At 54.3% G+C, this 25,026-nt stretch carries 23 protein-coding genes; 9 read left to right on the top strand and 14 right to left on the bottom strand.

From position 1 onward, the window contains the following. Nucleotides 1–107 precede the first annotated feature (107 nt). Complete coding sequence (locus tag PZBJ_RS12415) at nt 108–599, bottom strand: helix-turn-helix domain-containing protein (protein WP_101762715.1); 492 nt, start codon at nt 597–599, stop codon at nt 108–110. Between the two features lie 317 nt (nt 600–916). Between PZBJ_RS12415 and PZBJ_RS12410 the strand changes: the two genes are divergently transcribed. Next, nucleotides 917–1,939: an alpha/beta fold hydrolase gene (locus tag PZBJ_RS12410; RefSeq protein WP_101762714.1), complete on the top strand. Its 1,023-nt coding sequence runs from the start codon at nt 917–919 to the stop codon at nt 1,937–1,939. Nucleotides 1,940–1,969: 30 nt separating this feature from the next. On the opposite strand, the gene PZBJ_RS12405 is transcribed toward PZBJ_RS12410, so the two are convergent. The 3 genes from PZBJ_RS12405 to proP all read right to left on the bottom strand — a co-directional run bounded on the left by PZBJ_RS12405 (nt 1,970) and on the right by proP (nt 5,650). Continuing rightward, complete coding sequence (locus PZBJ_RS12405; RefSeq protein WP_101762713.1) at nt 1,970–2,941, bottom strand: GGDEF domain-containing protein; 972 nt, start codon at nt 2,939–2,941, stop codon at nt 1,970–1,972. Nucleotides 2,942–3,050: 109 nt separating this feature from the next. Next, on the bottom strand, nt 3,051–4,028 hold the full coding sequence (gene hemB / locus PZBJ_RS12400) for a porphobilinogen synthase (RefSeq protein ID WP_101762712.1): 978 nt from the start codon (nt 4,026–4,028) through the stop codon (nt 3,051–3,053). A 116-nt stretch (nt 4,029–4,144) separates the two neighbouring features. Next, the gene (gene proP, locus PZBJ_RS12395) at nt 4,145–5,650 is read right to left on the bottom strand and encodes a glycine betaine/L-proline transporter ProP (RefSeq protein WP_101762711.1); all 1,506 of its coding nucleotides are present in this window, start codon (nt 5,648–5,650) and stop codon (nt 4,145–4,147) included. Nucleotides 5,651–6,010: 360 nt separating this feature from the next. On the opposite strand from proP, the gene PZBJ_RS12390 reads away from it, so the two are divergent. The 3 genes from PZBJ_RS12390 (at nt 6,011) to PZBJ_RS12380 (ending at nt 7,889) form a co-directional block, all read left to right on the top strand. Next, nucleotides 6,011–6,811 carry a hypothetical protein gene (locus tag PZBJ_RS12390; RefSeq protein WP_101762710.1) on the top strand — a complete coding sequence of 267 codons (801 nt, stop codon included), beginning with the start codon at nt 6,011–6,013 and terminating at the stop codon, nt 6,809–6,811. After that, on the top strand, nt 6,804–7,274 hold the full coding sequence (locus PZBJ_RS12385) for a hypothetical protein (protein ID WP_101762709.1): 471 nt from the start codon (nt 6,804–6,806) through the stop codon (nt 7,272–7,274). The genes PZBJ_RS12390 and PZBJ_RS12385 overlap by 8 nt, the downstream gene beginning before the upstream one ends. A gap of 111 nt (nt 7,275–7,385) precedes the next feature. Then, entirely contained in the window at nt 7,386–7,889 is a 504-nt protein-coding gene (locus PZBJ_RS12380) for a hypothetical protein (protein WP_101762708.1), read from the top strand. Here PZBJ_RS12380 and PZBJ_RS12375 read toward each other — a convergent pair. Both PZBJ_RS12375 and PZBJ_RS12370 read right to left on the bottom strand, forming a co-directional pair. Beyond that, complete coding sequence (locus tag PZBJ_RS12375; RefSeq protein WP_101762707.1) at nt 7,857–8,816, bottom strand: D-2-hydroxyacid dehydrogenase family protein; 960 nt, start codon at nt 8,814–8,816, stop codon at nt 7,857–7,859. The genes PZBJ_RS12380 and PZBJ_RS12375 overlap by 33 nt on opposite strands. Beyond that, nucleotides 8,791–10,395 carry an EAL domain-containing protein gene (locus tag PZBJ_RS12370; protein WP_101762789.1) on the bottom strand — a complete coding sequence of 535 codons (1,605 nt, stop codon included), beginning with the start codon at nt 10,393–10,395 and terminating at the stop codon, nt 8,791–8,793. The genes PZBJ_RS12375 and PZBJ_RS12370 overlap by 26 nt, the downstream gene beginning before the upstream one ends. Before the next feature lie 227 nt (nt 10,396–10,622). Between PZBJ_RS12370 and PZBJ_RS12365 the strand changes: the two genes are divergently transcribed. Continuing rightward, nucleotides 10,623–11,387, top strand: a complete 765-nt coding sequence (locus PZBJ_RS12365; RefSeq protein ID WP_101762706.1) for a class II aldolase/adducin family protein — start codon at nt 10,623–10,625, stop codon at nt 11,385–11,387. 11 nt (nt 11,388–11,398) lie between these two features. Next, nucleotides 11,399–12,349, top strand: a complete 951-nt coding sequence (locus PZBJ_RS12360) for an ABC transporter substrate-binding protein (protein ID WP_101762705.1) — start codon at nt 11,399–11,401, stop codon at nt 12,347–12,349. Nucleotides 12,350–12,425: 76 nt separating this feature from the next. Here the strand turns inward: PZBJ_RS12360 and PZBJ_RS12355 are convergent, their stop codons facing one another. From PZBJ_RS12355 to PZBJ_RS12325, 6 genes are all read right to left on the bottom strand, one after another. Further along, entirely contained in the window at nt 12,426–13,472 is a 1,047-nt protein-coding gene (locus PZBJ_RS12355; RefSeq protein WP_101762704.1) for an AI-2E family transporter, read from the bottom strand. A gap of 229 nt (nt 13,473–13,701) precedes the next feature. After that, on the bottom strand, nt 13,702–14,181 hold the full coding sequence (locus PZBJ_RS12350; protein ID WP_101762703.1) for an Hcp family type VI secretion system effector: 480 nt from the start codon (nt 14,179–14,181) through the stop codon (nt 13,702–13,704). A gap of 213 nt (nt 14,182–14,394) precedes the next feature. Next, the gene (locus tag PZBJ_RS12340) at nt 14,395–15,069 is read right to left on the bottom strand and encodes a hypothetical protein (RefSeq protein WP_101762701.1); all 675 of its coding nucleotides are present in this window, start codon (nt 15,067–15,069) and stop codon (nt 14,395–14,397) included. 199 nt (nt 15,070–15,268) lie between these two features. Next, entirely contained in the window at nt 15,269–16,918 is a 1,650-nt protein-coding gene (locus PZBJ_RS12335; protein WP_101762700.1) for an ABC transporter permease, read from the bottom strand. A 3-nt stretch (nt 16,919–16,921) separates the two neighbouring features. Further along, the gene (locus PZBJ_RS12330) at nt 16,922–17,893 is read right to left on the bottom strand and encodes an ABC transporter substrate-binding protein (protein WP_206098216.1); all 972 of its coding nucleotides are present in this window, start codon (nt 17,891–17,893) and stop codon (nt 16,922–16,924) included. Then, nucleotides 17,871–18,584, bottom strand: a complete 714-nt coding sequence (locus PZBJ_RS12325; protein ID WP_101762698.1) for an ABC transporter ATP-binding protein — start codon at nt 18,582–18,584, stop codon at nt 17,871–17,873. The genes PZBJ_RS12330 and PZBJ_RS12325 overlap by 23 nt, the downstream gene beginning before the upstream one ends. 226 nt (nt 18,585–18,810) lie before the next feature. Here PZBJ_RS12325 and PZBJ_RS12320 point away from each other — a divergent pair, with 226 nt between their 5' ends. Continuing rightward, nucleotides 18,811–20,004 carry an MFS transporter gene (locus PZBJ_RS12320; protein ID WP_101762697.1) on the top strand — a complete coding sequence of 398 codons (1,194 nt, stop codon included), beginning with the start codon at nt 18,811–18,813 and terminating at the stop codon, nt 20,002–20,004. A gap of 242 nt (nt 20,005–20,246) precedes the next feature. Here the strand turns inward: PZBJ_RS12320 and PZBJ_RS12310 are convergent, their stop codons facing one another. Continuing rightward, nucleotides 20,247–21,062 (bottom strand): TIM barrel protein, encoded by an 816-nt coding sequence (locus PZBJ_RS12310; protein WP_101762696.1) that lies wholly within the window; start codon nt 21,060–21,062, stop codon nt 20,247–20,249. A 424-nt stretch (nt 21,063–21,486) separates the two neighbouring features. On the opposite strand from PZBJ_RS12310, the gene PZBJ_RS12305 reads away from it, so the two are divergent. Together PZBJ_RS12305 and iolB are read left to right on the top strand one after the other, a co-directional pair. After that, complete coding sequence (locus PZBJ_RS12305; RefSeq protein ID WP_008107947.1) at nt 21,487–22,992, top strand: CoA-acylating methylmalonate-semialdehyde dehydrogenase; 1,506 nt, start codon at nt 21,487–21,489, stop codon at nt 22,990–22,992. A 24-nt stretch (nt 22,993–23,016) separates the two neighbouring features. Next, nucleotides 23,017–23,832: a 5-deoxy-glucuronate isomerase gene (gene iolB / locus PZBJ_RS12300; RefSeq protein WP_101762695.1), complete on the top strand. Its 816-nt coding sequence runs from the start codon at nt 23,017–23,019 to the stop codon at nt 23,830–23,832. Between the two features lie 72 nt (nt 23,833–23,904). Here the strand turns inward: iolB and PZBJ_RS12295 are convergent, their stop codons facing one another. After that, nucleotides 23,905–24,750, bottom strand: coding sequence for a MurR/RpiR family transcriptional regulator (locus tag PZBJ_RS12295; protein ID WP_101762694.1), 846 nt, complete (start codon nt 24,748–24,750; stop codon nt 23,905–23,907). Nucleotides 24,751–25,026 lie beyond the last annotated feature (276 nt).

Raw genomic sequence — 25,026 nt, 5'->3', positions numbered from 1 at the left:
AGAAACGGATGGCATACCATCCGTTTCTATTCAATTAAAGCGTTCATGAATTGGAATGAAGAAGTCTGTTGGCGTCAAATGGCGCCAAAAAAAGAGTCAATTATTTATCAACGCATCGCACAACCAATTCGCGGTATATATTTATCGTTACGTACCGCGGGCGTGATAATTGCTTTATTGCGTTCCGTGGCGTCAAATCCCGCCTGACGGCAAAGCACACAGGGATCGCTACTTTCACGCATTGCAAGTTTGGTTTCCTCATCCATCTGGCGCTTACGGCAATAAAGAGGCGTGCAGCCCAGCACATGTTTAAATGAGCGCGTGAAAGATTGCTGGCTTTCAAAATGATATTTCACTGCCAGGCTGATAATTGGCACATTGCTGTCTTTTAAGTCATTAATGCAATGAGCCAGTTTCTTTTTTCGGATGTAGCGTGCCAGCGTCTCATTATGATAGCGGGCGAACAGTTTCTGTAAATACCATTTCGAATAGCCAGACTTCAGTGCAATATCATCAATCGTTAAACGCTGATCCAGATTAGCCATAATCCATTCGGTTACCGAATCAATTACCCCTTCATTATATTTTTGCTGTGTCATCATAGTCCTCCATTAACAGTGGCAGAGTGTAATTTAATTAATCTTTCCAATCTGCAATTAATGTAAAGTTTTCTGGTTATTTGGCTGTTTTAATATTTGTCATCAAGACTGGTCTTGGTTTTCGTGAATTTACAGGTTTTCTTGTTGTGATGATGTTGAGTATTTATCGTAATAACGGGCGTTATTATTAACTCAAATTTTTCATCGCTTCGCGGCGCTTAATAGTAAAAGGTGTGCTTTCTGGCGGCACACCTCATCAATACTTAACGCGGATTAACGTGCCACACTGAAGGTTTTCACTGTTGAGGAATCACCTAATGGGTTTTCGTTTCAAACCAAAACAGTCACTTGCCGTGATTCTGGCATCAGTGGCGTTAGGCGCTGTTGCTCCGGCGCTCGCCGCCAATGTGTATGGTGAACAGCTCGAAGGCTTTAACTATCCCTATCCGCTGCAGCACTTTAACTTCTCCTCGCAGCAGCAAGCGCTGAGTATGGGTTATATGGATGTCAAACCTACGCAGCAGGCCAACGGTGAAACCGTGGTGCTGATGCACGGCAAGAACTTCTGTGGCGCAACCTGGGATGACACCATCAAAGCGCTGAGCCAGAAAGGTTATCGCGTCATCGCGCCAGATCAGATTGGCTTCTGCAGCTCAACTAAACCAGCTAACTATCAATACACCTTCCAGCAACTGGCACAGAACACCCATCAACTGTTGCAGCAACTGGGTATCGACAACGCCATTATGGTTGGGCACTCGACCGGCGGCATGCTGGCGACGCGCTATGCGCTGATGTATCCCAGACAAACGCAGAAGCTGGTGCTGGTCAATCCCATCGGCTTAGAAGACTGGAAAGCCAAAGGCGCGCCGTGGCGCTCGGTGGATCAGTGGTATCAGCGTGAACTCAAGCTGGATGCGGCGGGCATCAAGAAATATGAACAGCAGACATATTACAGCGGCCAGTGGAAGCCGGAGTATGACAAATGGGTCGATATGCTGGCTGGGCTAAATAGTGGGCCAGGCCACAAGAAAGTGGCGTGGAACTCGGCGCTCATCTACGACATGATTTTCACTCAGCCGGTGTATTACGAGTTTAAAGATCTACGCGTGCCGACCACGTTGATGATTGGCACCGCAGATACCACGGCGATTGGCAGTGATATCGCGCCGCCGGAAGTGAAAGCAAAACTCGGGCATTACAATGTATTGGGTAAGCAGGTGGCGCAACTGATTCCCGGCGCACGCTTAATCGAATTCCCGGGCATGGGGCACGCGCCGCAGATGGAAGAACCGCAGACGTTTAATCAGGCATTGATCACGGATTTAGTGGGTCATTAATTGCAGGGTCGCCATTCACGGCGACCAACATCAACTCAACTTCTTTTTCCCGTTCTTAGCGGCGTACATCCGTTCGTCGCTACCTTCCAGCAGCTGTTCCAGCGACTGCGGATGATCGGGATCGAACTCAACAATGCCCGATGAGAAGTGCAGAGCGTAGCGGCGCTCGAGGTTCTGGGTTTGCTGTTGCAGGAAACCATCAAAGCGCGCCAACACACCTTCGGCATCGGCTTGCTGCAAGCCATTAAACAGCACCACAAATTCGTCGCCGCCCAAACGAGCAAAGATATCCGCATGGCGAAAACTCACCTTCATGGCGTTGGCAAAGTCCATTAATGCGCGGTCGCCTTCGCGATGACCGAGCGTATCGTTAATGGCTTTAAAGCGATCGAGATCGAGGAAAGTCAGGCTGGCCGGTAACTGCTTCAGCTGGCACTCATTCAGCGCCAGCTGGCCGAGCGTCATAAAGCCACGGCGGTTGGTGATTTGCGTCAGTTCATCGGATGTTGCGGTCTGGAACGCCACCAGCTCCGCTTCCGCCATTGCGGCTAAATCACGCAATGTATGGATATCATCCGCATCGAACTGGCGCGCATGATGATCGATAATGCACAAGGTGCCGACTTTCGCACCAGCCGGCGTGCGCAATGGGCAACCGGCGTAGAAACGCACCGGATTTTCGGCATTTTTAACCAGTGGATTATCGAAGAAGCGCTCGTCATCAAGCGCGTTTTCTACCACCATCACATCATCCTGCAGCACGGCGTGGCCACAGAAAGAGGTATTGCGCGGTGCGGTGATATCGCTTGAACCCGCAGTGGATTTGAACCACTGATGGTCCTCTTCCAGCAGGCTGACCAGCGCAACGGGTACACCAAACAAACGACGGGCAAGGCGGGTTAAACGGTCGAAACGCTCTTCGGCAGGCGTGTGCAGAATGTTGAGCGCACGTAACTGGGCCAGACGATATGACTCGTCCGCAGGCAGTGCAGGTGCTTTCATCGCGTTACTCTTATTAATTATGGAATTACAGAAACACTGGTATTTAAGCCACAAAGGCTGAAAGCGCCTGGCAACGGTATGCGATGTCCGATGCCAGGCGTAACGATAATCAGAGCACTTTTTGCTCAGCGAGATCAAGGGCAAAATAGCTGAAAATGAGATCCGCGCCGGCACGTTTAATCGCGCCAAGGCTCTCCAGAACCACATTACGTTCGTCGATGGCACCCGCCTGCGCGGCGAATTTGATCATCGCGTACTCACCGCTCACCTGGTACGCAGCGAGCGGCAGCGTGGTGCGTTCGCGGATATCGCGCAGGATATCGAGGTAAGCGCCAGCCGGTTTTACCATCAGAGAATCTGCACCTTCCGCTTCATCAAGCAGCGACTCGCGCAGCGCTTCACGGCGGTTCATCGGATTCATCTGGTAAGTCTTACGATCGCCTTTCAGCGCGGTGCCTGCGGCTTCACGGAACGGGCCGTAGAAGGAGGACGCGAACTTCGTCGAATAAGACATGATGGCGGTATCGGTGAAGCCGGCGGCGTCGAGCGCCTGGCGAATGGCTTTCACCTGGCCATCCATCGCGGCAGAAGGAGCGATAAAGTCTGCGCCGGCTTGTGCCGCAACCACGGCTTGCTTGCCGAGGTTAATCAGCGTTTGGTCGTTATCGACGCCGTGATCGCACAGCACGCCGCAATGGCCGTGGCTGGTGTATTCGCAGAAGCAGGTATCAGACATCACGATCATTTCTGGCACGGTGTCTTTGCAGATACGCGACATACGCGCCACTAAACCGTTTTCATTCCAGGCATCGCTGCCGGTGGCGTCGGTGTGGTGGGAAATACCGAAGGTCATCACTGAACGAATGCCCGCTTTGGCAATACGTTCAATCTCATAAGCTAAACGTTTCTCGGGGATACGCACCACGCCCGGCATGGCGTTAATGGGCACATAATCGTCCACGCCTTCTTCAACGAAAATTGGTAGTGCCAAATCGTTGATGCTGAGGTGAGATTCCTGGAACATTTCGCGCATTGACGCGCTTTTGCGCAGCCTTCTTGGGCGCTGGATCAGATTAAATTCAGACATGCTCTACAACTTATGCAGGTTAAAAAAGTGGCAATAGTTTACCCCTTTTCGCGGCTGCGCATGAAGGATTGTGTGCGGAAACGAAAACTCCCGCCGGGCGGCGGGAGTAGGGAAGATTACTCGTTGATGTCCGGATGCTGCTGCACCAGGTTTTTACGTTTCGCCTCAAGCTTGGCGATCTCGTCATCAATATCTTCGATTTTCTGCTCGATGTTGTCGTGATGCTCCTGCAGGATCTCACGTGCTTCATCCATGTCCGACGCGGCTGGCGTGGCACCGCGCAGCGGCTTATTGGCGGTCTCTTTCATGAAGATACCGGTAATCAAACCAATCACCGCGACAACCATCAGGTAGTAAGCCGGCATATACAGATTGTTAGTGGCTTCCACTAAATAAGCGGCGAATGTCGGCGTTAGACCGGCAATCAGTACCGAAATATTGAAGGCACTTGCCAATGCGCTGTAGCGAATGTGGGTTGGGAACATCGCAGGTAGCGAGGATGCCATTACACCGGTAAAGGCGTTTAAGATCACAGCCATCAGCAACAGACCGGCAAAAATCAGACCCAGCACGCCACTGTTAATCAGCATAAAGGCCGGAATCGCGAAGGCAAACAGGGCGATACTGCCGATGATGACAAACGGACGACGGCCAAAGCGGTCACTCAGCATGCCCATTACTGGCTGCACAAACAACATACCCATCATGATAGCGATGATGATCAACACGCCGTGATCTTCCGAGTAGTGCAGGTTATGTGACAGGTAACTCGGCATGTAGGTCAGCAGCATGTAATAGGTCACGTTGGTGGCGATCACCAGACCGATACAGGCCAACAGGCTTTTCCAGTGTTTGGTCGCGATCTCTTTAAACGACACTTTCGGGCCGTCGCGCAGACCTTCACGGTCGCCTTGTTCTAGCTTGTCAACGTGTTGCTGGAACGCCGGCGTTTCTTCCAGGGCATGACGCAGATACAAACCGATAATGCCGAGCGGCAGCGCAATAAAGAACGGAATACGCCAGCCCCACTCGAGGAATTTCTCTTCACCGATAATGGTGGAGATCAGCACCACGACGCCCGCACCGAGCACAAAACCGGCGATGGAGCCGAAATCAAGCCAGCTGCCCATAAAGCCGCGCTTGCGGTCAGGCGAGTACTCGGCAACGAAGATCGATGCACCGGTATATTCACCGCCGACCGAGAAGCCCTGCGCCATTTTTGCCAACAGCAGCAGAATCGGTGCCCAAATACCAATTGAGGCATAGGACGGTATCAAGCCGATACAGAAGGTACTGATCGACATGATAACGATGGTAATAGAAAGGATTTTCTGGCGACCATATTTATCGCCCAACATGCCGAAGAACAAACCACCGAGTGGACGAATCAGGAACGGAACTGAGAACGTACCCAGTGCAGCAATCATCTGTACACTTGGAGAAGCATCCGGGAAGAACACCTTACCCAGCGCGTAAGCCACAAAGCCATAAACACCAAAATCAAACCATTCCATCGCGTTGCCCAGCGAAGCCGCGGTAATGGCTTTACGTAAACGGGAGTCATCGATAATGGTGACATCATCAATCCCGATAGGTTTTACACGCTTCCTACGTAGTTTCATGCAGATACCCTGTATTGGAATTCGAAAAATCCTCAACGCTGCGGACTCAAACAATGCCAACAGTCCGCGGCGTTGAGAAAATTAAAGCATAGCGGGGAAATAACGCTTTTTCCCTGCCCTGCCGGGCAATTATTAGGAAAGTAATGATTGCCAACCGCGACAGAGTATACCGATTTTGTGTGATATTTGTCATGTTCTCACCATTAACTGGCTATTTTTTAGCTAATGCTGTGGCCTGTTAGCGCTTAAAACGCGTCGAAAAAAGGCCACAATTTCACGCAGCGATTTGCAGTAAGCGTGCGCCATCTCGCGAAACTACATATACTTGCGTGAGTTGCTTTTTTGGAAATCAGGTTTCATATGGCGCGCTTTGTTTTATTTGCCAAAAGTCTCTGTTTTGATGCCGACCAACAGGTGTTTTATCCACTCAATTCTCCCGCTCAACGCGTGGCATTAAGTCCGCTGCAAAGCGCGGTATTACGTCGCGTGCTCAATGCCCAAGGCAAGCTGGTGCGTAATCAGGCATTGCATGTGCTGTTTCAGCGCGAACCTTCTGAGATCCCCTTTGCCGATCGCTTAACGTTGACCATTGCTGAGATCAATCGTCTGGCGCAGCAGGCGCACGCGCCAGGTGCATTGGTACATCAGGTGCCGCTGATTGGCTGCGTGCTGGCCGAGCAGGTCGATGTCGAATCCTTCAATGAGGTCGCTACGCCTGCTGCTGAAGCTGAAAAGCCGGTCACGGTGCAGCCCGAACCTGCTGTGAAAGCGGTCGCCGTGAAGAAAAAATCCTGGCTGTGGCGTGGCGTGCTGGCGGGATTATTACTGCTAAATGTGGCGCTGGCACTGATTATCCGTCAGGAGTTTGCGCCAACCGAACATGATGGCATGCAATTTAAATTTTATGGTCAGGAAGCGCAGACGCAGGTCTTTATCAATGAAAGACTTTCTGCCGATTCTTTTGTCGTTCAGGATGCTATGCGCCGATTCCGCGAGTTAAAACCGCGCCTGCCGGATGGCTCAGTCCCGCCGTTGCTGTACATCAACCGTTCACGCATTCGTGCCTTCAGCAGTGCTTTCCTTTGCCTCCAACCCATCGAGCAAAAGAATAATGGATGTATTTCATGGTTGATATCTAATCAGGAGCTACCTGATGCGTAAGTCATTACTCACATTGGTTGTTATTATTGCGTTCATTCTTCCCTGGGCGTGGGTGCTGTTGGTCCGCCCAACCGTTGTGGTACCCGAATGGTGTGATGTTCCCTATCGCATTGATAATGAAGGGAAGCCAACGGGTACGCTGGATGCGACGGTACGCACACGTTTTAAAGCGGATGGTAGCGGCGCATCAACGCTAATCGGCACGGTGACATTGCCGGATCGTCAATATCGTTTAAATCGCGTTTCTGTCAGTAGCTGGCATCGTCAGGGAGATTTTATGCTGGTGAATACCCGTAAAGTGCAGGCGATGGCCGATGATACGGTGCCCGAGCCACTCGCTGCGCAGATACTTTTCACCTCGGCGCGAGAATCCCACAGTGATTATTATCAGATGTATCAACTCCCCAATGGCGATCAAATAATCAATTATTCTGGTATGCCGCGGCTTTATTGCCATACCTGATTGATGCGCACATAAATAAGAAAAATTTACCATTAAGCGAGGCGGCAACCTCTGCTTGCCAGCTCCAAAACATTGGGTAATACTCTGCCGCCGTGCTTTGGTGGAGTGTTCATGTCGAGGATAAACGCCCAGTCTTTTAAGAATCCCTGGCTGTCGATGAGCGACAGTGTAGAAAGCAATCTTATCAATCTTGTGCCTGCGGCACAGCGTACGACTGCCGTTTCCATTAGCTCAATGGCGTGGATTAACTGTGGCGAACGAACCGATGCGCAGCTGGCATTATTGGCGCAACAACCCGATGAACTGCTGCAGCGCCTGAAAAGCTGGCGTCAGGCCGGATTACTCTCCCGCCAGGCGACCGAGAGCTTGCGTCAGCTGCAACGGTTGACGCAAACCAGCATCGCATGTAACCAACCCATCACGCAGCTTGATGAATATCAGCAGTTGGTGGGGCAGTTAACGCCGACGCTGGAGCGCATTAATCAACGTCTCAATGCCCAGCGCGATGTGCCGAATGGCGCGCTGGCGGAAGACAGCCTTGAAGTGGCGCTGCGCATTGCGGAAAAACGGCGCGCAGGCCGTTCAGAGCAGCGAGCGCAGTGGCGCACCCGTTAACCATCCCTGAATATCTTCCACCGCCTGCGTGAAGTAGGTGCGATAATTGCTGTCGGCGACATAGCCGAGATGCGGCGTCGCCAGCACGTTCGGCAGCTGACGCAGCGGATGATCGGCGGGCAGCGGCTCCTGTTCAAACACATCTAATCCCGCACCGGCTAACTGACCCGATTGCAGCGCGGCGATCATCGCCTGTTGATCGACAATGCCGGCGCGCGATGTGTTAATCAGCAGCGCGCCGGGCTTCATCTGCGTCAGCGCCGCTGCATCAATTAAATGGCGTGAGCGCTCGCTCAATACCAGATGAATGGACACCACATCGCTGCTACTGAGCAGCGCAGCCAGCGATGCCGAACGTTCTGCGCCACACTCGGCGGCACGTTCGGCGGTTAAATTCTGGCTCCACGCACACACGCGCATCCCAAACGCCTGCGCCACTTTTGCCATCTCGCCGCCGATTTTACCCAATCCAAGTAATCCCAGCGTTTTGCCCTGCAGGCTCATGCCAACGGTGTGCTGCCACGCGCCGTTGCTGCGCAGCGCCTGATTCTCCGGCACGATATGGCGCGCCAATCCCAGCAACAATCCCCACGTCAGTTCCAGCGGTGCCGCGCTGCTGCTGGCGGTACCGCACACCGCGATATAGCGTTCCGCGCAGGCATGTAAATCGATAGAGGCATTACGCATGCCGGAAGTGACTACCATTTTCAGATTGGGCAAGCGGCCAATCAGCTCGGCGCTGAGCGGCGTGCGTTCGCGCATAACTACCAAAATATCGGCGTGCGCGATGCGCTTAACCAATTCATCCTGGTCGGCGAAATGTTCAGTCAGAAAAGTGGTGTGCACCAGCGGGGCGAGAGACGCCCAATCGGCAAGCGACTGGGCGACGTTCTGGTAGTCATCAAGAATGATGCAGTTCAGGCTCATAATGTTCCTCAACGAGAAGTGGCTTGTGCCCTTGCTCGCTGAGCCAGGCACGCAGCCGGTCATTATCCAGCGGACGGGCATAATAGTAGCCCTGAATAAATATCACACCACGCTGCCGCAGGTACTCAAATTGTGTTGCGGTCTCGACGCCTTCGCCCAGCACATCCAGTTCCAGCTTGTGGCACAGATTAATAATCGCATCCAGCACCGGCGTTTCCACGTCGAGGCCTTCAATGGCATTGATAAAGCCGCGATCGATTTTCAGGTAGTCCAGCGGGAAGGTGAGCAGGTAGGTCAGTGAACAGTGGCCGGTACCGAAATCATCAATCGCCACCTTCATGCCCTGCGCGCGCAAATGACGCAGTTTACACGCCACCTTTTCACCCTCTTCAATCAGGCTGCGTTCGGTCAGCTCCAGCGTGATGCACAGCTGTTTGTCTTTGATGCGCTCAGCAAACAATTCAATATCGGCCACGAAATCGTCATGCTGCAGATGCTCCGCCGCCAGATTCAGCCCGAGGTGAAATCCGGGCTCGACCTGCCAGCTCTGAATATCTTCGGCCATCAACTCCAGCAGATGCTGCGTCAACGGCACAATCATCCCTTCGGCTTCAGCGGCGCTGATAAAGATATCCGGACGAATCATCACGCCGTTGGGCCGTTGCCAGCGCAGTAAGGCTTCAACACCGGCGCAGGCGTGCAAGGTATTGCTGTATACCGGCTGATAATGCACTGAGAACTGGCGGGCGCGGATAGCGCGACCAATCTCATCGTGCCAGGAAATACGACGACGCAGCCAATTGGCGGTGAGGATCATCAGCAAAATCGAGAAAATCGCCGCCATCGGCAGGAAGATGAACAGCGCCTGACGCCAGGCTTTGAGCAGCTCAGAAGCCGGAACGGTTACATTAACGGTGATGGGATAGCGGCTGGAGTCGGCCTGAAAAGATTCACTTTTCATATACAGCTTTGGCTGCATGTCAGCCGGTCCGCTGGCGATCACTGCGCCACCGCTAAATTGCAGGCTCATGTGGTAACCGCGTGAACCGCCAATGGCGTTCATGAAATCCATCAAATATTGGCCGTCGATGACCGCCCAAAAACCGCTGGTATCGGGAAGCTGACGCATAAACACCACCGCCGGACGATTCGGCACGCCAACCGTTCCGTGCACCGAGATGCTCCACCAGGCTTTGCCGGTTATCGGCGGCGGCTGCATCATCATCTCGGTCAGGGTGCCATGCCGCAGGCCAAAGGCGGACGAGCAAATGATGTCATTGCCTTTCAGCATACCAATGGATCGAAAATAGGGATTGAGCGTACCGGCGCGCTGCAGCTGATCTTCGATTTGTGCACAAGGCTGGTACTGATACTGGCGCATCTCAGTGATCATATCCCAGGCGTTGTCACTCATCTTTTCAGCCTGAGTAATCAAGGTATTGGCGGTTGAGATCTGCTGTTGGCTGACGGTGTGACGCGCTTCGATGGCCGTACAAAGGATGCCGAGCACCAACGGCAGCAACCCGGCACAAACGATTAAGACCCAATCAAAATCGTGATGTCGTTTTTTCAGTGGCACCAGACAATCCTCAGTCGGTTTAAGCTGCGCTTGCGGCGTCAGCAGCATACCATTTTCACAGGGCTGTGTAGGGTAGCGATTTAAGAATAAACCGGTCTGATACAGGTCAATGATCAATCTCACTTTGCGTTTAATGACATTGTTTTGCCGTTATTGGCATTTCCCAGCGGCAAAAACGCTATGCCACGATGTTAGGTAAGCACATTGACCTGAAATGAGGAGCGGAAATGAGCACGGAAACCCTGGATGTCACATCATTACGGCAGCGCATCAGCGAAGGCGAATGGCAGGCGCGCATCAAACTGGCGCAGGCTTATCATCTGGCGGCTAAGCTACGCTGGACCGACCATATTTACACCCATTTTTCCCTGCGCGTACCGGGCGATCAGCCGCACTTTCTTATCAACGCTTTCGGGCAAACCTTCGATGAAATCCAGGCGGAAACGCTGGTTAAAATCGACATCGACGGCAATATTATTGACGACCCAACCGGGCTGGGAATTAACCTTGCCGGGTTTGTTATTCACAGTGCGATTCACCGCGCGCGGCCAGATGCCCATGCGGTGCTGCATACGCACACCGCGGCCGGCATTGGCGTTTCGGCGCAGCGAAACGGCCTGCTGATGATTTCGCAACACAGCACGCGTTTCCATAATCGCCTCGGCTATCACGATTACGAAGGTATCGCGCTGGATCTCGACGAGCAGCAGCGCATCGTTGCCGATCTCGGCGATCTTAACGCGCTGATCCTGCGCAATCACGGCCTGCTGACCAGCGGCGGCAGCATTGAAGAAGCTTTCTATAACCTCTATTACCTCGAGCGCGCCTGCCAGGCACAGTTGGCGGCACAATCGGGTGGCGCGGATCTGATCATTCTGCCGGACGCCGTTTCCGAGAAAGCCGCGCAGGCGTTTGATAACAGCATCCGTAATCGCAAATATCAGCTGCACTGGGATGCTTACATCCGCCAGCTCAACCGCAACGCACTCTGAGAATCTCCCCGATGAAATGGCTAAAACCGGTAGTTTCTGCGCTGCTGCTGTGCGCGGCGTTTGGCAGTCAGGCGGCGCCTGATTTGAGTAAAGTCACGCTGGTGCTGGGCGATCAGGCACGCAATCTGCGTTCGCTGATCGAAGCGGCAGATGTCATGAAAGACGCGCCTTATCACTATCGCTGGGCGAATTTCCAGGGCGCGGCGCCGCTGTTTGAAGCGCAGCGTGCGGGTGCGGTCGATACCTCGTACGCTGGCGATTTGCCGGTGCTGATGGCGGCGTCGGGCGGCGTACCGCTGAAGATCATCGCCACCAACGTCGGTGACGCCGGTTCGAACGGGCTGATCGTCCCCGCCGATTCGCCGATCCACAGCGTGAAAGATCTGGCTGGCAAGCAGGTTGTCGTCTCGTCGGCGCGCGGCAGTATCTCGCAGCACTTGCTGTATGAGGCGTTGGAAGAGGCGAAAGTGCCACGTGATACGGTGCCGGTGCGTTTTGTGTTGCCAACCGACGCCAGCGCGGCGTTTAACTCCGGGCAGATTACCGCATGGGCGACCTTCGATCCCTATTTAGGTATTGCGGAAAAGCATGGCGCGCGTCTGCTGCGTGACGGCAAAGGGCTGACAACCGCGCTGTCGTTTGTCACCGCCACGCAAAGCTCGCTCGACGATCCCGCGAAGCGCGCGGCGATTGCCGATTTCACCCATCGTCTGGCTAAAGCGCGCGAGTGGGCGCTGGCGCATCCGCAGCAGTATAACGAGGTGTATGCGCAGTTAACGCGCCTGCAACCGGCGGACGCGCAGCAGATTACTGCGCGTATTTCCCACGGCGTACGTGGCGTGACGCCGGATGATGTGGCGAAGGTGCAGAAGGTGTCGGACTTGTTTAGCGAGTTGAACATCCTGCCAAACAAAGTTGATGTCCAGGCGATTACCGACAACAGCGTGTTTCAAACGCAATAACGTAAAATCACGCCGCTACGGCATGCACTGAATCTGTAGCGGCGCAATTTATTGCGCGACCTTGAGTGAAAGAGCCTTAACGCGCCCGTTTACCCGGCCGTCCATTACCCAACATAATCGCCAATCGGCTTCCGCCCGGCGTGGTTTCCATCAAAATCTTGGTCACGCTGGTGAGCGGCACCGACAGCAACATGCCGACCGGACCCAGCAGCCAGCCCCAGAAAATCAACGACAGAAACACCACTAGCGTCGAGAGTCCCAGCCCGCGCCCCATCAATCTTGGCTCCAGCATGTTGCCGAACACCATATGAATCGCGCTGAACAGCGCCGCCACCAGCATGGCGTCATAAATATCATTTAACACCAGCGCCTGAATAAATGGCGGAATACCGGCGATGATCGGGCCAATGTTGGGGATGAAATTAAGGATGAACGCCACCACGCCCCAGAACAGCGCGAACTTCACGCCGAGCAGCAGCAGCGACAGCCAAACGGCCACGCCGGTAATCAAACTCACCAGGGTTTTCAGTGCCAGATAGTGCGTCACACCTTTCAGCGCGCGGTGCAGACCGGCGATGCGGATTTGTGGATTAACCATCGCATTGCGCATCTTGTACGGCAGATGACGCACTTCAAACAGCATAAACACCACGGTGAGGATCAGCAGCAGGACGTTGGTCATCGCGCCGGACAGCTGTTTTAGCACCGATGTTGCCATGTCCATCACCACGTTGGGATCGAGGCGCGCAGCCAGCGCTTCGGTAGAGATGTTGATATGAAAACGCGCGGCAAAATGTTGCACCACCGCCAGTTTCTGCTCCAGCATGGCGCGGATTTGCGGATAGGTATCGCTGAAGTCACTGGCCGAGCTGGCGAGTACAGCAATGAGTAACAGTACGACGATAAAAATCACGGTGATCACCAGCGTAATCGCCAGGCCACGTTTGACGCCGCGTCGCATTAGCATCGTAACCAGCGGATTGAGCACAATAGCTAAAAAGCTGGCGAGTAAGAAGGGCACCAGAATGTCCGAGGCGGCGCGAATGCCCGCCAGAATAATCACCAGCATCGCCAGTTTTACCAGGATGTTCTGGCCAATTTTTTCCTGAAGCAGGTTATTCATTCTCTCTCCTGAGACAAAATTTCTCAGGAGAGTGTAGTTGATGAAAATTAACCATCTGTTTTTTAAGATAAAGAGAAATTTTTACAACACGCAACATCCGTAGCTACCTGCATGAACGTCAAGCGGTAGCTGTGAAATTTTCACACCTCGGCTTACCGTGCCGACATCAATACTTATTTAAACATCGGCACAGACAAACAGCGAGCAAGGTAAGGTGTTAACTATTTAATTAAGCGATCATTCGTTCATTCCAACCATCTTTAAACTGAATATTTCCATCGACGTATTTCCACATAATAGTTTCATAACGAATCTCGACATTTTCCATATGTGTGCTTGCTATGCCTGCTGGTACGAGTGATGGAGTAATGCTGGTTATTTTTACGTTTTCAAGAACAATGTTAAAGTATTCTGTTTCAATTCCTGCCTCATTAATTCTATACATTTTTATCGTGGCTGATTTAAGTATTCTGCCCTGACACAGCGCGCGAAATAATAATGGCGTCGTCTGGTCAAATTCTTTCTGGAAAACTATTGGGGCATGGATTCTTGCTGCTGTTAACTTTCCGGTATGTCTGTCGGCTGGAACCGATATGTTATGCGTTAGAGTGCGCATTTCAATTGAGCCGAGTCGTGTAGGCATCAGGCATCCACCCGCGATAGGGGATCCGTTTTCATCTGTTAGCCATAAATGAGCTGGAGTTGACATAGTTAAGTTCCTTTTAATTTTAACGAGGGCGGTTAAACCAGACAACAAACGCAAAGGTAATGATTATCAAAACCCCTATGGCCTGAAGTGCGTAGGGGCGAAAGTACGTTACTGCAAAAACACCGAAATTAATAATTAAAACAAGCGGAACGTAGCCCCAAAAGAAATATGATGCCTGCGCCTTTAACCATTGTTTTAGAAAATTACGCATGCCTACTTCACCATGTTAATTATTGCATTGGTAATGTCACTCTCAAATGCTTGAGCTTTCATAAAAGTCGGCTCGACGAGGAAATACATCATTTCGAGTCTTTGCATGTGCAGGGCTTGATAATACATCGGCGCTTGCAGCCTAAGCCTTTCAGCACTATCAGCAGCTTGTTGTACGATGCCGTATAGCCCTAGCCCGGTAACAGTTAGCGCGGCGGTCTTTCCTGTCCAGGCGACGATGGATGAGTTAAAGCCTATGCCAAGGCAAACAGCTGTTGTTATTCCAATGACAAAAGTCTGGTTGTTTAGTGTGTTAGAGGAGATGATCACGCCTGCTTTTAATAAACCGGAATTGATTGCTGAAAGTTGTTCGCGTGTTTTGAATCTGAAAATTCCTTCAAAATAGATGTGAACCAGCCTAAAGATAATGTCACGTCTTTTGACCACTTCGGCAATGCCATCCAGGAAGCGCAAGTCTTCTTCTTTTAGCTTTGCACAGACATCTTGATAGTTATCGGTGAAGCAAGATGTGTAATACACCAAGCGTGTTGCTCCGTCGCCAATTTTACTGGCTTGCTGAAGTACCTGGTCTTTTACACCTATAAGAGCTTTTTCAAGCTGTGACGCCATCAACTCATCGGCTTTGATGCCCTTGAGTATCAAATCACTGTGATACATGCCGTTTCCTTACGGTTAGAAATCATCCCTAATCGAAACTATAATTTACCCATTTAAAATGTAAGGTCAATGCGGCATGGACATGGGTTTTAAAATATGTGGATAAGATGACAGTTAAACTCACAATCACGGCTTAAATAATGTTAATCATCAATGTCATATTTATGCGTGATGAATCACGCCGCTACGGTATGTATGACTATTTTTCATGACGCCGCATCAGCACCGTGGCCGCCAACATCAAACTCAAACTGGCGCAAAGCGTCAGCGTGGCCATCGCCATACCTTGTCCCACCGAGCCCTGTTCGAACTGACGCCAGATAAAGATCGCCACGGTTTGCGTGCCTGCCGGAGCCAGCAGCAGCGATGTCACCAGCTCGCGCGACGCTACGGCAAACACCATCATCATCGCCGCCAGCAGGCTGGGCGCGACTAGCGGCAGCACAATCAGACGCAGCGCCCGCACACGTGATGCGCCGTGCACGCGCGCCGCTGGTTGCAGCGTGGGTGCCAGCTGGCGCAGCGCGCTACTGACATAACGCACCGGCCACGGCAGCAGCAAACAGCTGTACGACAGCAGCAGAATAAACATCGTGTTGTAGGGCGAAAACGGCCAGAAACCGCGGTTCCACAGCAGAATCAACCCCACGCCCACCACCACGCCGGGCATCGCCGCAGGCAGCAGCGCCAGGCCATCCATCATCGCCAGCAAACGGGTTTTCCCTTCCGATACGCGCCAGGCGATCAGAAAACCCAGCGCGCCGGTCAGCAGCGCCGCGCCGAGCGCCAGGCCAATGCTGGTGGAGAAGGCCGCCAGCGCATCGCCTTGCTGGCTGAACAGCGCGCCGAAGTGGCGTAGCGTCAGATTACTCAGATGTAATCCGCCGGAGAGCGTATTCAGCAAGCCGCTCAGGGTCATCGCGCCGAGCGGCAGCACCACCGCCAGCAGCACGGTGACAGCAAACGGCAGCAGCATTAAGATTTGTAAGCGTCCCGCATGCGCCAGTTCCTGACTCACCGGTTTGCCACCAACCGCCGTCACATCGCTGCTGCCGGTCAGTTTGCGCTGCAGCAGCCACGCCGTGAGCGCCATCAGGCTCAGCATCAGTGACAGCGACGCTGCGCCAGGCAGATCGATCGGCCAGTCGGCGAGTTTGGTTTCAATACCGACGGTCATCAGCGTCAGCTTCGCCTGCGCACCGAGCGCCGCAGGCACGCCGTACTCCTCAATCGCCAGCGTAAACGCCAGCAGCACGCCACCCGCCAGTGCCGGTAAGGTGAGCGGCAAGGTGATGTGCCAGAAGCCGCGCCACGCCGATGCGCCATGCACGCGCGCCACCCAGGCAAGACGTTGCCCGCTGGCCAGCAGCGAACGCGACACCGCGAAATAGACCACCGGGAAGATGTTCAGCGTCATCACGCCAATCATGCCGCTGCTGCTAAACAGCAGGCTGTCGAAGTTGATGCCAGTGAGTTGTTCGATATAGCCGTTGCGTTGCAGCGCCAGCGTCCATGACTGCGCCACAATATAGGGCGGCGTCAGAAAGGGGATCAGAAACAGCAGATCCCACAACGCCGCGCCCGGCAGGCGGAACAGGCCGCGCAGTACGCCGAGCGGTAAGCCCAGCAGCAAACTGCACAGCGCCACGCCGCCGCCGATTTTCAGCGTGCCCAGCCACATCGATGTCAGCTGCGGATCGTCCAGTAGCGCCGGGAAAGCGCTAAAGACACCGCGCCAGCTACCTTCGCCGAAGTAGGGAAACAGCGCTTGCAGCACGATAAACAGCAGCGGCAGCGCCACCAGCAGCAATAACGCCAGCAGAATCACGCCATTCAGGGCACGCGACATCGCTTACTGTCCGAAAAGTGCGCCAAAGCGCTTCAGCACCGCCGAACGTTCGCTGCTGCCATCCTGATTAGTCGGTAACAGCTTGATCTCAGTGAATAGCGGACGTTGCGCTTTGATATCGGTACGCGCCGGCATCAGCCAGGCTTTCGCTACTTGCTCCTGACCTTCATCCGACAGCACGTAATCGACGAATTTCTTCGCATCATCTGCGTGTTGGCTGCTTTTCAGGATCATCATCGGACGCGGCGCGACCACGGTACCGTTTTCCGGGAAGATCACCTTCACGCTCTCGCCCTGCGCGATGTTGTTATAGGTGACGTAATCGACCGCGCCAAACACCGCCGCTTTCGCGCCTTGCAGCACCGGCGTCACCGCCTGCGCGTTGGGGCCGCTCATCACCATGCCGTTGGCTTTCAGCTGGTCAAACAGCTGCCAGGCTTTTTCGCCTTCGCTGTTTTGCAGGCCAATCAGCAGATCGAGTGACGCGCCAGACAGCGCCGGATCCGGCGTGGTGACGTTATCTTTGAAGGCGGGCGCGGTGAGATCCTGCCAGGTTTTCGGCTCTGGCGTGTTGCTTTGCGTATTCCACACGATGCCGAGCGCGGAAATGCCTTGCGCGACATAGTTGGCGGTTTTGAACTGCTCCGGCACCTTCGCCGCGTTGGCGCTGTTGAACGGCAGCAGCCAGCCGCGCTGTTGCAGATCTTCGGCGGTATCCCACGAAGCCGAGATCAGCACGTCGGCTTGCGGATTGGCCTGTTCCGCTTCCAGACGCGCCATCACTTTGCCGGTGGTGGCCTGGAAAATATTCACTTTGATGCCGGTCTGTTTTTCAAATCCGGCGGCAAGACTTTTCGACAGCGAACCCGGACCGGCGGTGTATACAGTCAGCGCCTGGGCGTCGTTGATCATGATGGCGGAAGTCAACATCATCGCGCTGATGGCTCCTGTTTTAACTGACTTGAGAGATGGCATTGCAGTCCCCTGAGAGGTGAGTAACGGAAACAATCTGGCCCTGCGCCAGGTGAATGATGCGGTCGGCCAGCGTGTTGGCTTCGTCGCGATCGTGCGTAACGTAAACAGCGGTGATGCGCGCCGCGCGCAGCAAATCCGCCATGGTGTGAACCAGAGTTTCACGCAGGTCGCGGTCGAGGTTGGAGAGCGGTTCGTCGAACAGCAGAATGGCCGGTTTCGCCACCAGCGCACGCGCCAGCGCCACGCGCTGCTGCTGGCCGCCTGAAAGCAGCGCCGGTTTGCGATCGCCAAAATCCTCAAGGCCCACCTGCGCCAGTGCGGCATCGGCCTGTTGCCGCGCGGCGGCTTTTTTCATGCCGCGCATACGCAGCGGAAAGGCGACGTTTTGCGCCACCGACATGTGCGGCCACAGCGCGTAATCCTGAAACACCATGCCAAGGTTACGTTTTTCCGGCGCATCACAGTGGCGCGGTGAGGCCACGCAGCGTTGGCCGATCCACAGTTCGCCGGCGGTGGGCTGCAACAAACCCGCCAGCAGTTTCAGCAGCGTGCTTTTGCCACAGCCGCTCGGGCCGAGCAGCGCCAGAATTTCGCCTGCGGGAATGGTCAGGGAGAGATCGTGCAGAATAGTCAGGTTATCCACCGACCATCTGAGATTTTTCAATTCAATAGGCAGCGCGGCATGCGTCATCGGCCACCTCGCGCGAAGGCGTGAGCGTTACGCACGCGCGCCTGAGAAATCAGGGGCGTCATCAGATTGTTATCCTCTTTGGGATTTGATTGGGGGCGAGTCTACGAGCGCGATATGACGAAATGATGACCATAAAACTGGGCATTTCACTGATGCGGATAAAACCAAATGGCGTATAGTTATCCTCTTGTTATAAAAATTCCGTCACCCACGAGCGCAATCACTCATGCCTGACTCGCCTGCCGCCGCACCTGAACACGGTCGTTTTCGCCTCAATTTACTGATCCTTTCCATCGTGAAGTTCAACTTTGCCAGCTATCTCACCATCGGCTTGCCGCTGGCGGTGCTGCCCGGTTTTGTCCATGACGGACTGGGTTACAACGCCTTCTGGGCCGGATTGGTGATCAGCCTGCAATACATCGCCACGCTGCTCAGTCGCCCACACGCGGGACGCTATGCCGATATGTGGGGGCCGAAAAAAGTGGTGGTGCTGGGGCTGGTGGGATGCTTGCTGAGCGGCATCTGTATTTTGCTGTCGGCGCTCAGCGATGGGCAGGGCGTGCTGAGCCTGGTGCTGCTGTGTCTGGGGCGCGTGATTCTCGGCATCGGACAGAGTTTTTCTGGCACCGGCACGTCGCTGTGGGGCGTGGCGCGCGTCGGTTCGCTGCATATTGGCCGGGTGATTTCGTGGAACGGCATTGTCACCTATGGCGCGATGGCGATTGGTGCGCCGCTCGGCGTGGTGATTTTCCGCAGCGGCGGCTTGCTGCTGCTTTCCAGCATCATCATTGCCATTAGTGTGCTGGCAATTGCGCTGGCGCTGCCGCGTGCACCGGTGAAAGGCAGCAAAGCCAAGCCGCTGCCGTTCCGTGACGTGCTGAGCAAGGTGTACGGTTTCGGCCTGATTCTGGCGATGGGTTCCGCCGGATTTGGCGTGATCGCCACCTTTATCACGCTGTTTTATCAGGATAAAGGTTGGGATGGCGCCGCCTTCGCGTTGACCATGTTCAGCGCCGCGTTCGTCGGCACGCGTCTGCTGTTTCCGAATGCCATCAACAAGCTCGGTGGCTTGCGCGTGGCGAGTATCTGCTTTTCGGTAGAAGCGATGGGCCTGTTTCTGGTGGCCGGTTCATTCGACCCGTGGATGGCGAAGATGGGCGCTTTCCTCACCGGCGCGGGTTTCTCGCTGGTATTCCCGGCGATTGGCGTGGTGGCGGTGAAAGTGGTGCCGCAGCAGAATCAGGGCAGCGCGCTCGCCACCTATACGGCGTTTATGGATTTATCGCTGGGCATCACCGGGCCGATCGCCGGTTTCATCATGAGTTATGCCGGCGTGTCGCTGGTCTATTTCCTCACCGCACTGCTGGTGTGTTTAGCGCTGTTCTGCACGCTGCGCATGATTAAGCGGATGCCGGAATAGCCGATGGTGGAGGTTAAATAGACGCGTAGTTGTTCTCGGTGAATCCGATATCCCCTAAATAATTTACGTTAGAGCAAGGCGGCAAGATTGTAAGTCCCCAGGAGCTTACATTTGTAAGTGACTGGGGCGCACAATCGCGGCCAACGCAGCTATCACGTAAATTATGACGGGGATAAAAAAAGGCCTCCGACCGAGGCCAACACTAACAAAATGTGTCATTAGACACAGATAAGGGTTCGTTTTCAGGCTTGCAGCAACTCGATGCTGTAGCGAATTTGGCGTTCAATCTCAGCGGTATTCCACGTCTCCAGCGATGAGGCAAACGGCTCAAATGCGTAAATGCCTTTATAGCCCAACATCTCCAGACGTTTCACCTGCGCCACGCTGTTCAGCACATCGCGGTCACTGAGCATGATGCGTTGTTCATCGGTCAGTTGCGCCGTTGGGCGGGTATCTTCCACGCCGGATAAATGCACCAGACCAATATGGTTGATATCAATCTCCTGCGGGAACTCGTTTTCGGCGTTCTCATACAGGTGATGATGGAAGGTATCGAGCAGCACCTTAAACGGGACTTTTGCTTGCTGAATCAGTTGCTGCGTCTGCACCGCCGAGCGCAGCGAGCTGACCGGGAAGCCCAGCGGTTCAACCAGCCCCTGAATGCCATACTTTTCAAAGCGCGGCGCCAATACCTGCAGCGCTTCCAGCGTCTGCTGGGGCGAAATCTCAATCCCTTCATTGAGCGGACACATCACCAGCGCTTTTGCGCCGATGGCCCGAGCTTCCTGTAGCAGCGCGTCGGCTTTAGCCAGCAGCGACTCATCGGCACGGTTAAACGGATAGAGCGCGTTAATCGTCACGATTTCAATGTGGTACTTATCCGCTAGCGCGCGCAGCTGCGCCGCGCTGAGATCATCGGTTACCTTGCCGCTCTGCATGTCATTACGCAGTTCAACCTTGCTCAATCCCAGGCGTTGTACCAGCTGAAAGAAGGCTTCCAGCGTTAGCCTGGGCGCAATTTTACGGTTAATACAGAAACGGGTCGGATCGATGGCCATGTGCGGCTCCTGTAAACGGATACGGATTAGGTGCTGCAAAGAGAACATTTATTTCATTATTATTGAATTATGAAATATCAGATATTGGATCTGCCTCGCAAAAATTTCATATTTCGTTTCGCGTTGCATGGGGAAGCTGGATTTCAGACATAAATTCGGTGCGGGCAACGGCTTAGCGGCAGAGCGGTTTGGCGAGCCTTTAGCGCCAGCAGTGCAGCGCTACGGGCTGATTTACACCCGGCTGTCAGCGCAGGCGGAAAAAATGCGATCCATGCCGCTAAAAGGAAATTTTCTAAAAAGAAGTATTTGAAAAATTCATTTCATTACGATAGCTTCATAGCACGCTTTAAGTATTGCCTGCACACGCAGCGTCGCGGTTCGAACGGGCTATCTGCAGGGAACTTCACATCTAAGAGGCAACGACATGACTATCGTAGGAAACTTTATCGGCGGCAAAATTACCCACAGCGCCAGCAATGAAACCATTCCCGTGTACGATCCGGCGACCGGCAAAGTCGTGCGTGAACTGACGCAGAGCACCGCTGCTGAAGTGGAAAAGGCGATTGAAGTCGCGCATGCCGCCTTCCCGGAATGGTCGAAAACCGCGCCGTTGCGTCGTGCCCGTGTGATGTTCAACTTTAAAGCGCTGATGGAAAAACATCGCGAAGAGCTGGCGGCACTGATCGTGTCTGAGCACGGTAAAGTGTGGTCCGATGCGCTGGGTGAACTGACGCGCGGTATCGAAGTGATCGAGTATGCCTGCGGTATTCCGCATCTGATTAAAGGTGAGAACTCACCGAGCGTGGGCACCGGCGTTGACAGCTATTCGCTGATGCAGCCGGTCGGCGTTGTCGCCGGTATCACACCGTTTAACTTCCCGGCGATGGTGCCACTGTGGATGTTCCCCATCGCGCTGGCGTGCGGCAACACCTTTATCCTCAAGCCACCGGCGCTGGATCCTTCCGCATCTGTGCGCATGGCCGAACTGCTGAAAGAAGCGGGCCTGCCGGATGGCGTATTCAACGTGGTGCATTCGTCTAACGAAGATGCCGAGCAGCTTTACAAAGATCCGCGCATCGCCGCAGTCAGCTTCGTGGGTTCTTCCGGCGTAGCGGAGCACATCTATAAAACTGCCAGCGCCCACGGTAAACGCGTGCAGGCGTTTGGCGCGGCGAAAAACCACGCCATCGTGATGCCCGATGCCGATCTCGATGCCACCGTGAACGCCATTATGGGCGGCGCGTTTGGTTCAGCGGGTGAACGCTGCATGGCGCTGCCGGTTGTGGTTGCCGTGGGTGACGACACCGCAGACAAACTGATTGCGCGTCTGACGCCGCTGATCAAAGCGCTGCGCGTCGGTCCTGGCATCCAGAAAGGTGCCGAAGAGAATGAAATGGGGCCGGTGGTTTCTGCTGCGCACCAGAAGAAAGTGCTGGGCTACATCGACAAAGGTGAGCAGGAAGGCGCGAAGCTGGTGGTTGATGGCCGCGGCATACAGGTTGCTGGCCATGCAGAAGGTTACTACGTTGGCGGCACGCTGTTCGACAATGTGACGTCGGATATGACTATCTGGCGCGAAGAGATCTTCGGGCCGGTGCTGAGCATCATGCGTTCCAGCGATTACGACAGCGCACTGCAGCTGGTTAACAGCCACGAATTCGGTAACGGTAGCGCCATCTTCACCAGCAACGGCCACACCGCGCGTGAGTTCGTGCAGAACGTCGAAGCTGGCATGGTTGGCGTTAACGTGCCGGTACCGGTTCCGATGGCGTTCCACAGCTTCGGCGGCTGGAAGCGTTCGGTATTTGGTGCGCTGAACGTGCACGGTCCAGACGGCGTGCGTTTCTACACCCGCATGAAAACCGCCACCGTGCGTTGGCCGAGCGGCCAGCAGACCGTATCTGAGTTCAGCATGCCGACGCTGGGCTAATTTCGCTCAACAAGGAGGAACAGGATGTCTCTGATTTCGAAAGCGCAAAAACCCGACAGCAACGGCCGCATCCAGCACGTCACGCCGGAAAGCGCGGGCTGGGAATATGTCGGCTTCGACGCTTATCTGCTGAAAAAAGGGCAGAGCCTGAAGCTGAGTAGCGGCGAGAAAGAGTTGTGTCTGGTGCTGGTGGCGGGCTTTGCGTCGGTGAAAACCCGTCACGCCGAGTTTCCGAATCTGGGTAAACGTCTGTCGCCGTTTGAACGCACTCCGCCTTACTCAGTTTACGTACCGCATAACGACGAAGTGGAAGTGTATGCGGATAGCGATCTGGAGCTGGCGGTGTGTAATGCACCGAGCAGCGGCAACCTGCCGGCGCGACTGATTGCGCCGGAAGATGTTGGTGTTGAGCAGCGTGGTAAAGGGCGTAATCAGCGTCTGGTGCACAACATTCTGCCGGACAATAAAGAGGCCGACAGCCTGCTGGTGGTGGAAGTCTACACCGATGAAGGCGCGACCAGTTCGTACCCCAGCCACAAGCACGACCAGAAAAACAGCCCGGACGAAACCTATCTGGAAGAGACCTACTATCACCGTTTCGATCCTGAGCCAGGTTTCGCCATGCAGCGCGTTTATACCGACGACCGTTCACTCGACGAGTGCATGGCGCCGTATAACCGCGATGTGGTGACGGTGCCGCGTGGCTATCATCCGGTGGCAACCATTGCCGGGTACGATAACTACTATCTCAACGTGATGGCGGGTCCAAAACGTCTGTGGAAATTTACCTGGGAGAAAGATCACGCCTGGGTGAACAGCGACCAGTATCCGCGTTCGTAGATTGCACATCAATGTAAGAAGGGCAGCCACCTGGCTGCCCTTTTTTGTTAGCTGGTCGACTCTGCGAAGAGATTATTCGCTGGGCACGTTGTTGTTCAGCGCCAGCGACACGGCAAGCGTCTGTGCCAGACACAGCGAAGCGACCTGCGAACGGAAGCCATCCACTTGCGCTTCACGCACCACAAAGCACACATCGCTGAAGGCAGCCAGCGGGCTGACCTGACTGTCGGTGATGGCGATCAGATGCGCGCCACGTTTGGCACCCAGCTCAACCAACTCCACCGCTTCACGCGCGTATGGCGAATAGCTGATGGCGATCACCACGTCTTTCGGGTTCACCATGCTCAGCTGCTCGGTGAACATGCCGCCGAGGCCGTCGATCAGGAACGCACGACGCTCCAGATGGCGCAGCGCATACACCAGATACGATGCCACGCTGAATGAGCGACGCAGGCCGATGATGTAGATGTTCTCGGCTTCATCGAGCATTTTCACCGCGCGGTTGAGCTGGTCTGGATTGACCTGCATCGCCAGCTGTTGCAGCGCCTGGCTGTTGACCATGGTGAAGACATTGAGAATTTCGGCCGGGCTTTCGGGTGAAGTGGCGCTGTCGTCGGTGGCGGTCTGGCGGAACAGACGTGCGCGCTCGGTATAGTTAACGGTCTCTTCCATCAGGTGCTGACGGAAAACCTGTTTCATTTCGTTGAAGCCGCTAAAGCCAAAGGCGTTGGCAAAGCGGATCAGCGTCGAGGGCGGCACATCGGCATGTTGTGCGATGGAAGCAACGGTATCGAAAGCGATGCTGTTACTGTTATCAAGGATATAACGAGCCACCTGCTTCAGGCGTTTGCTCAGCGTCTCATAGCGACGACGGATCTCGTCCTGTAACAAGGTTAATTGCGTTGGATTATTGGTCATTACTTCGGCCCGCTAGAAAAGAAAATATGGCTGGATAATGAGCGCTATAGTACCAGATGGATGGAAAATTTCATTTGTTTGACATCATCGTGACGCTTATTTCATCGGTTTATGAAATGCCTCACAGAATATGCAGGTTTTCCCCTCACCCTAACCCTCTCCCGCAAGCGGGCGAGGGAACCGTCTTGTGCGGCTTAGCAGATCGCGTTCAATACTCAACAATTGCTGGATCGGTCCCTTCTCCCGCTGGCGGGAGAAGGCGAGGATGAGGGCCAG

This window comes from Pantoea endophytica, from assembly GCF_002858935.1.
Lineage (GTDB): Bacteria > Pseudomonadota > Gammaproteobacteria > Enterobacterales > Enterobacteriaceae > Pantoea > Pantoea leporis.
This window is presented reverse-complemented; position numbering and strand designations above follow the sequence as displayed.

Excerpts from the sequence above, each read along its gene's own strand:
- PZBJ_RS12365 (WP_101762706.1), top strand. The coding sequence starts at position 10,623 with ATGAGCACGGAAACCCTGGATGTCACATCATTACGGCAGCGCATCAGC.
- PZBJ_RS12375 (WP_101762707.1), bottom strand. The coding sequence starts at position 8,816 with ATGAGCCTGAACTGCATCATTCTTGATGACTACCAGAACGTCGCCCAG.
- PZBJ_RS12410 (WP_101762714.1), top strand. The coding sequence starts at position 917 with ATGGGTTTTCGTTTCAAACCAAAACAGTCACTTGCCGTGATTCTGGCA.
- PZBJ_RS12390 (WP_101762710.1), top strand. The coding sequence starts at position 6,011 with ATGGCGCGCTTTGTTTTATTTGCCAAAAGTCTCTGTTTTGATGCCGAC.
- PZBJ_RS12330 (WP_206098216.1), bottom strand. The coding sequence starts at position 17,893 with ATGCCATCTCTCAAGTCAGTTAAAACAGGAGCCATCAGCGCGATGATG.
- PZBJ_RS12380 (WP_101762708.1), top strand. The coding sequence starts at position 7,386 with ATGTCGAGGATAAACGCCCAGTCTTTTAAGAATCCCTGGCTGTCGATG.
- PZBJ_RS12325 (WP_101762698.1), bottom strand. The coding sequence starts at position 18,584 with ATGACGCATGCCGCGCTGCCTATTGAATTGAAAAATCTCAGATGGTCG.
- PZBJ_RS12305 (WP_008107947.1), top strand. The coding sequence starts at position 21,487 with ATGACTATCGTAGGAAACTTTATCGGCGGCAAAATTACCCACAGCGCC.
- proP (WP_101762711.1), bottom strand. The coding sequence starts at position 5,650 with ATGAAACTACGTAGGAAGCGTGTAAAACCTATCGGGATTGATGATGTC.
- PZBJ_RS12415 (WP_101762715.1), bottom strand. The coding sequence starts at position 599 with ATGACACAGCAAAAATATAATGAAGGGGTAATTGATTCGGTAACCGAA.
- PZBJ_RS12405 (WP_101762713.1), bottom strand. The coding sequence starts at position 2,941 with ATGAAAGCACCTGCACTGCCTGCGGACGAGTCATATCGTCTGGCCCAG.
- PZBJ_RS12355 (WP_101762704.1), bottom strand. The coding sequence starts at position 13,472 with ATGAATAACCTGCTTCAGGAAAAAATTGGCCAGAACATCCTGGTAAAA.
- hemB (WP_101762712.1), bottom strand. The coding sequence starts at position 4,028 with ATGTCTGAATTTAATCTGATCCAGCGCCCAAGAAGGCTGCGCAAAAGC.
- PZBJ_RS12350 (WP_101762703.1), bottom strand. The coding sequence starts at position 14,181 with ATGTCAACTCCAGCTCATTTATGGCTAACAGATGAAAACGGATCCCCT.
- PZBJ_RS12360 (WP_101762705.1), top strand. The coding sequence starts at position 11,399 with ATGAAATGGCTAAAACCGGTAGTTTCTGCGCTGCTGCTGTGCGCGGCG.
- PZBJ_RS12385 (WP_101762709.1), top strand. The coding sequence starts at position 6,804 with ATGCGTAAGTCATTACTCACATTGGTTGTTATTATTGCGTTCATTCTT.
- iolB (WP_101762695.1), top strand. The coding sequence starts at position 23,017 with ATGTCTCTGATTTCGAAAGCGCAAAAACCCGACAGCAACGGCCGCATC.
- PZBJ_RS12310 (WP_101762696.1), bottom strand. The coding sequence starts at position 21,062 with ATGGCCATCGATCCGACCCGTTTCTGTATTAACCGTAAAATTGCGCCC.
- PZBJ_RS12340 (WP_101762701.1), bottom strand. The coding sequence starts at position 15,069 with ATGTATCACAGTGATTTGATACTCAAGGGCATCAAAGCCGATGAGTTG.
- PZBJ_RS12295 (WP_101762694.1), bottom strand. The coding sequence starts at position 24,750 with ATGACCAATAATCCAACGCAATTAACCTTGTTACAGGACGAGATCCGT.
- PZBJ_RS12320 (WP_101762697.1), top strand. The coding sequence starts at position 18,811 with ATGCCTGACTCGCCTGCCGCCGCACCTGAACACGGTCGTTTTCGCCTC.
- PZBJ_RS12335 (WP_101762700.1), bottom strand. The coding sequence starts at position 16,918 with ATGTCGCGTGCCCTGAATGGCGTGATTCTGCTGGCGTTATTGCTGCTG.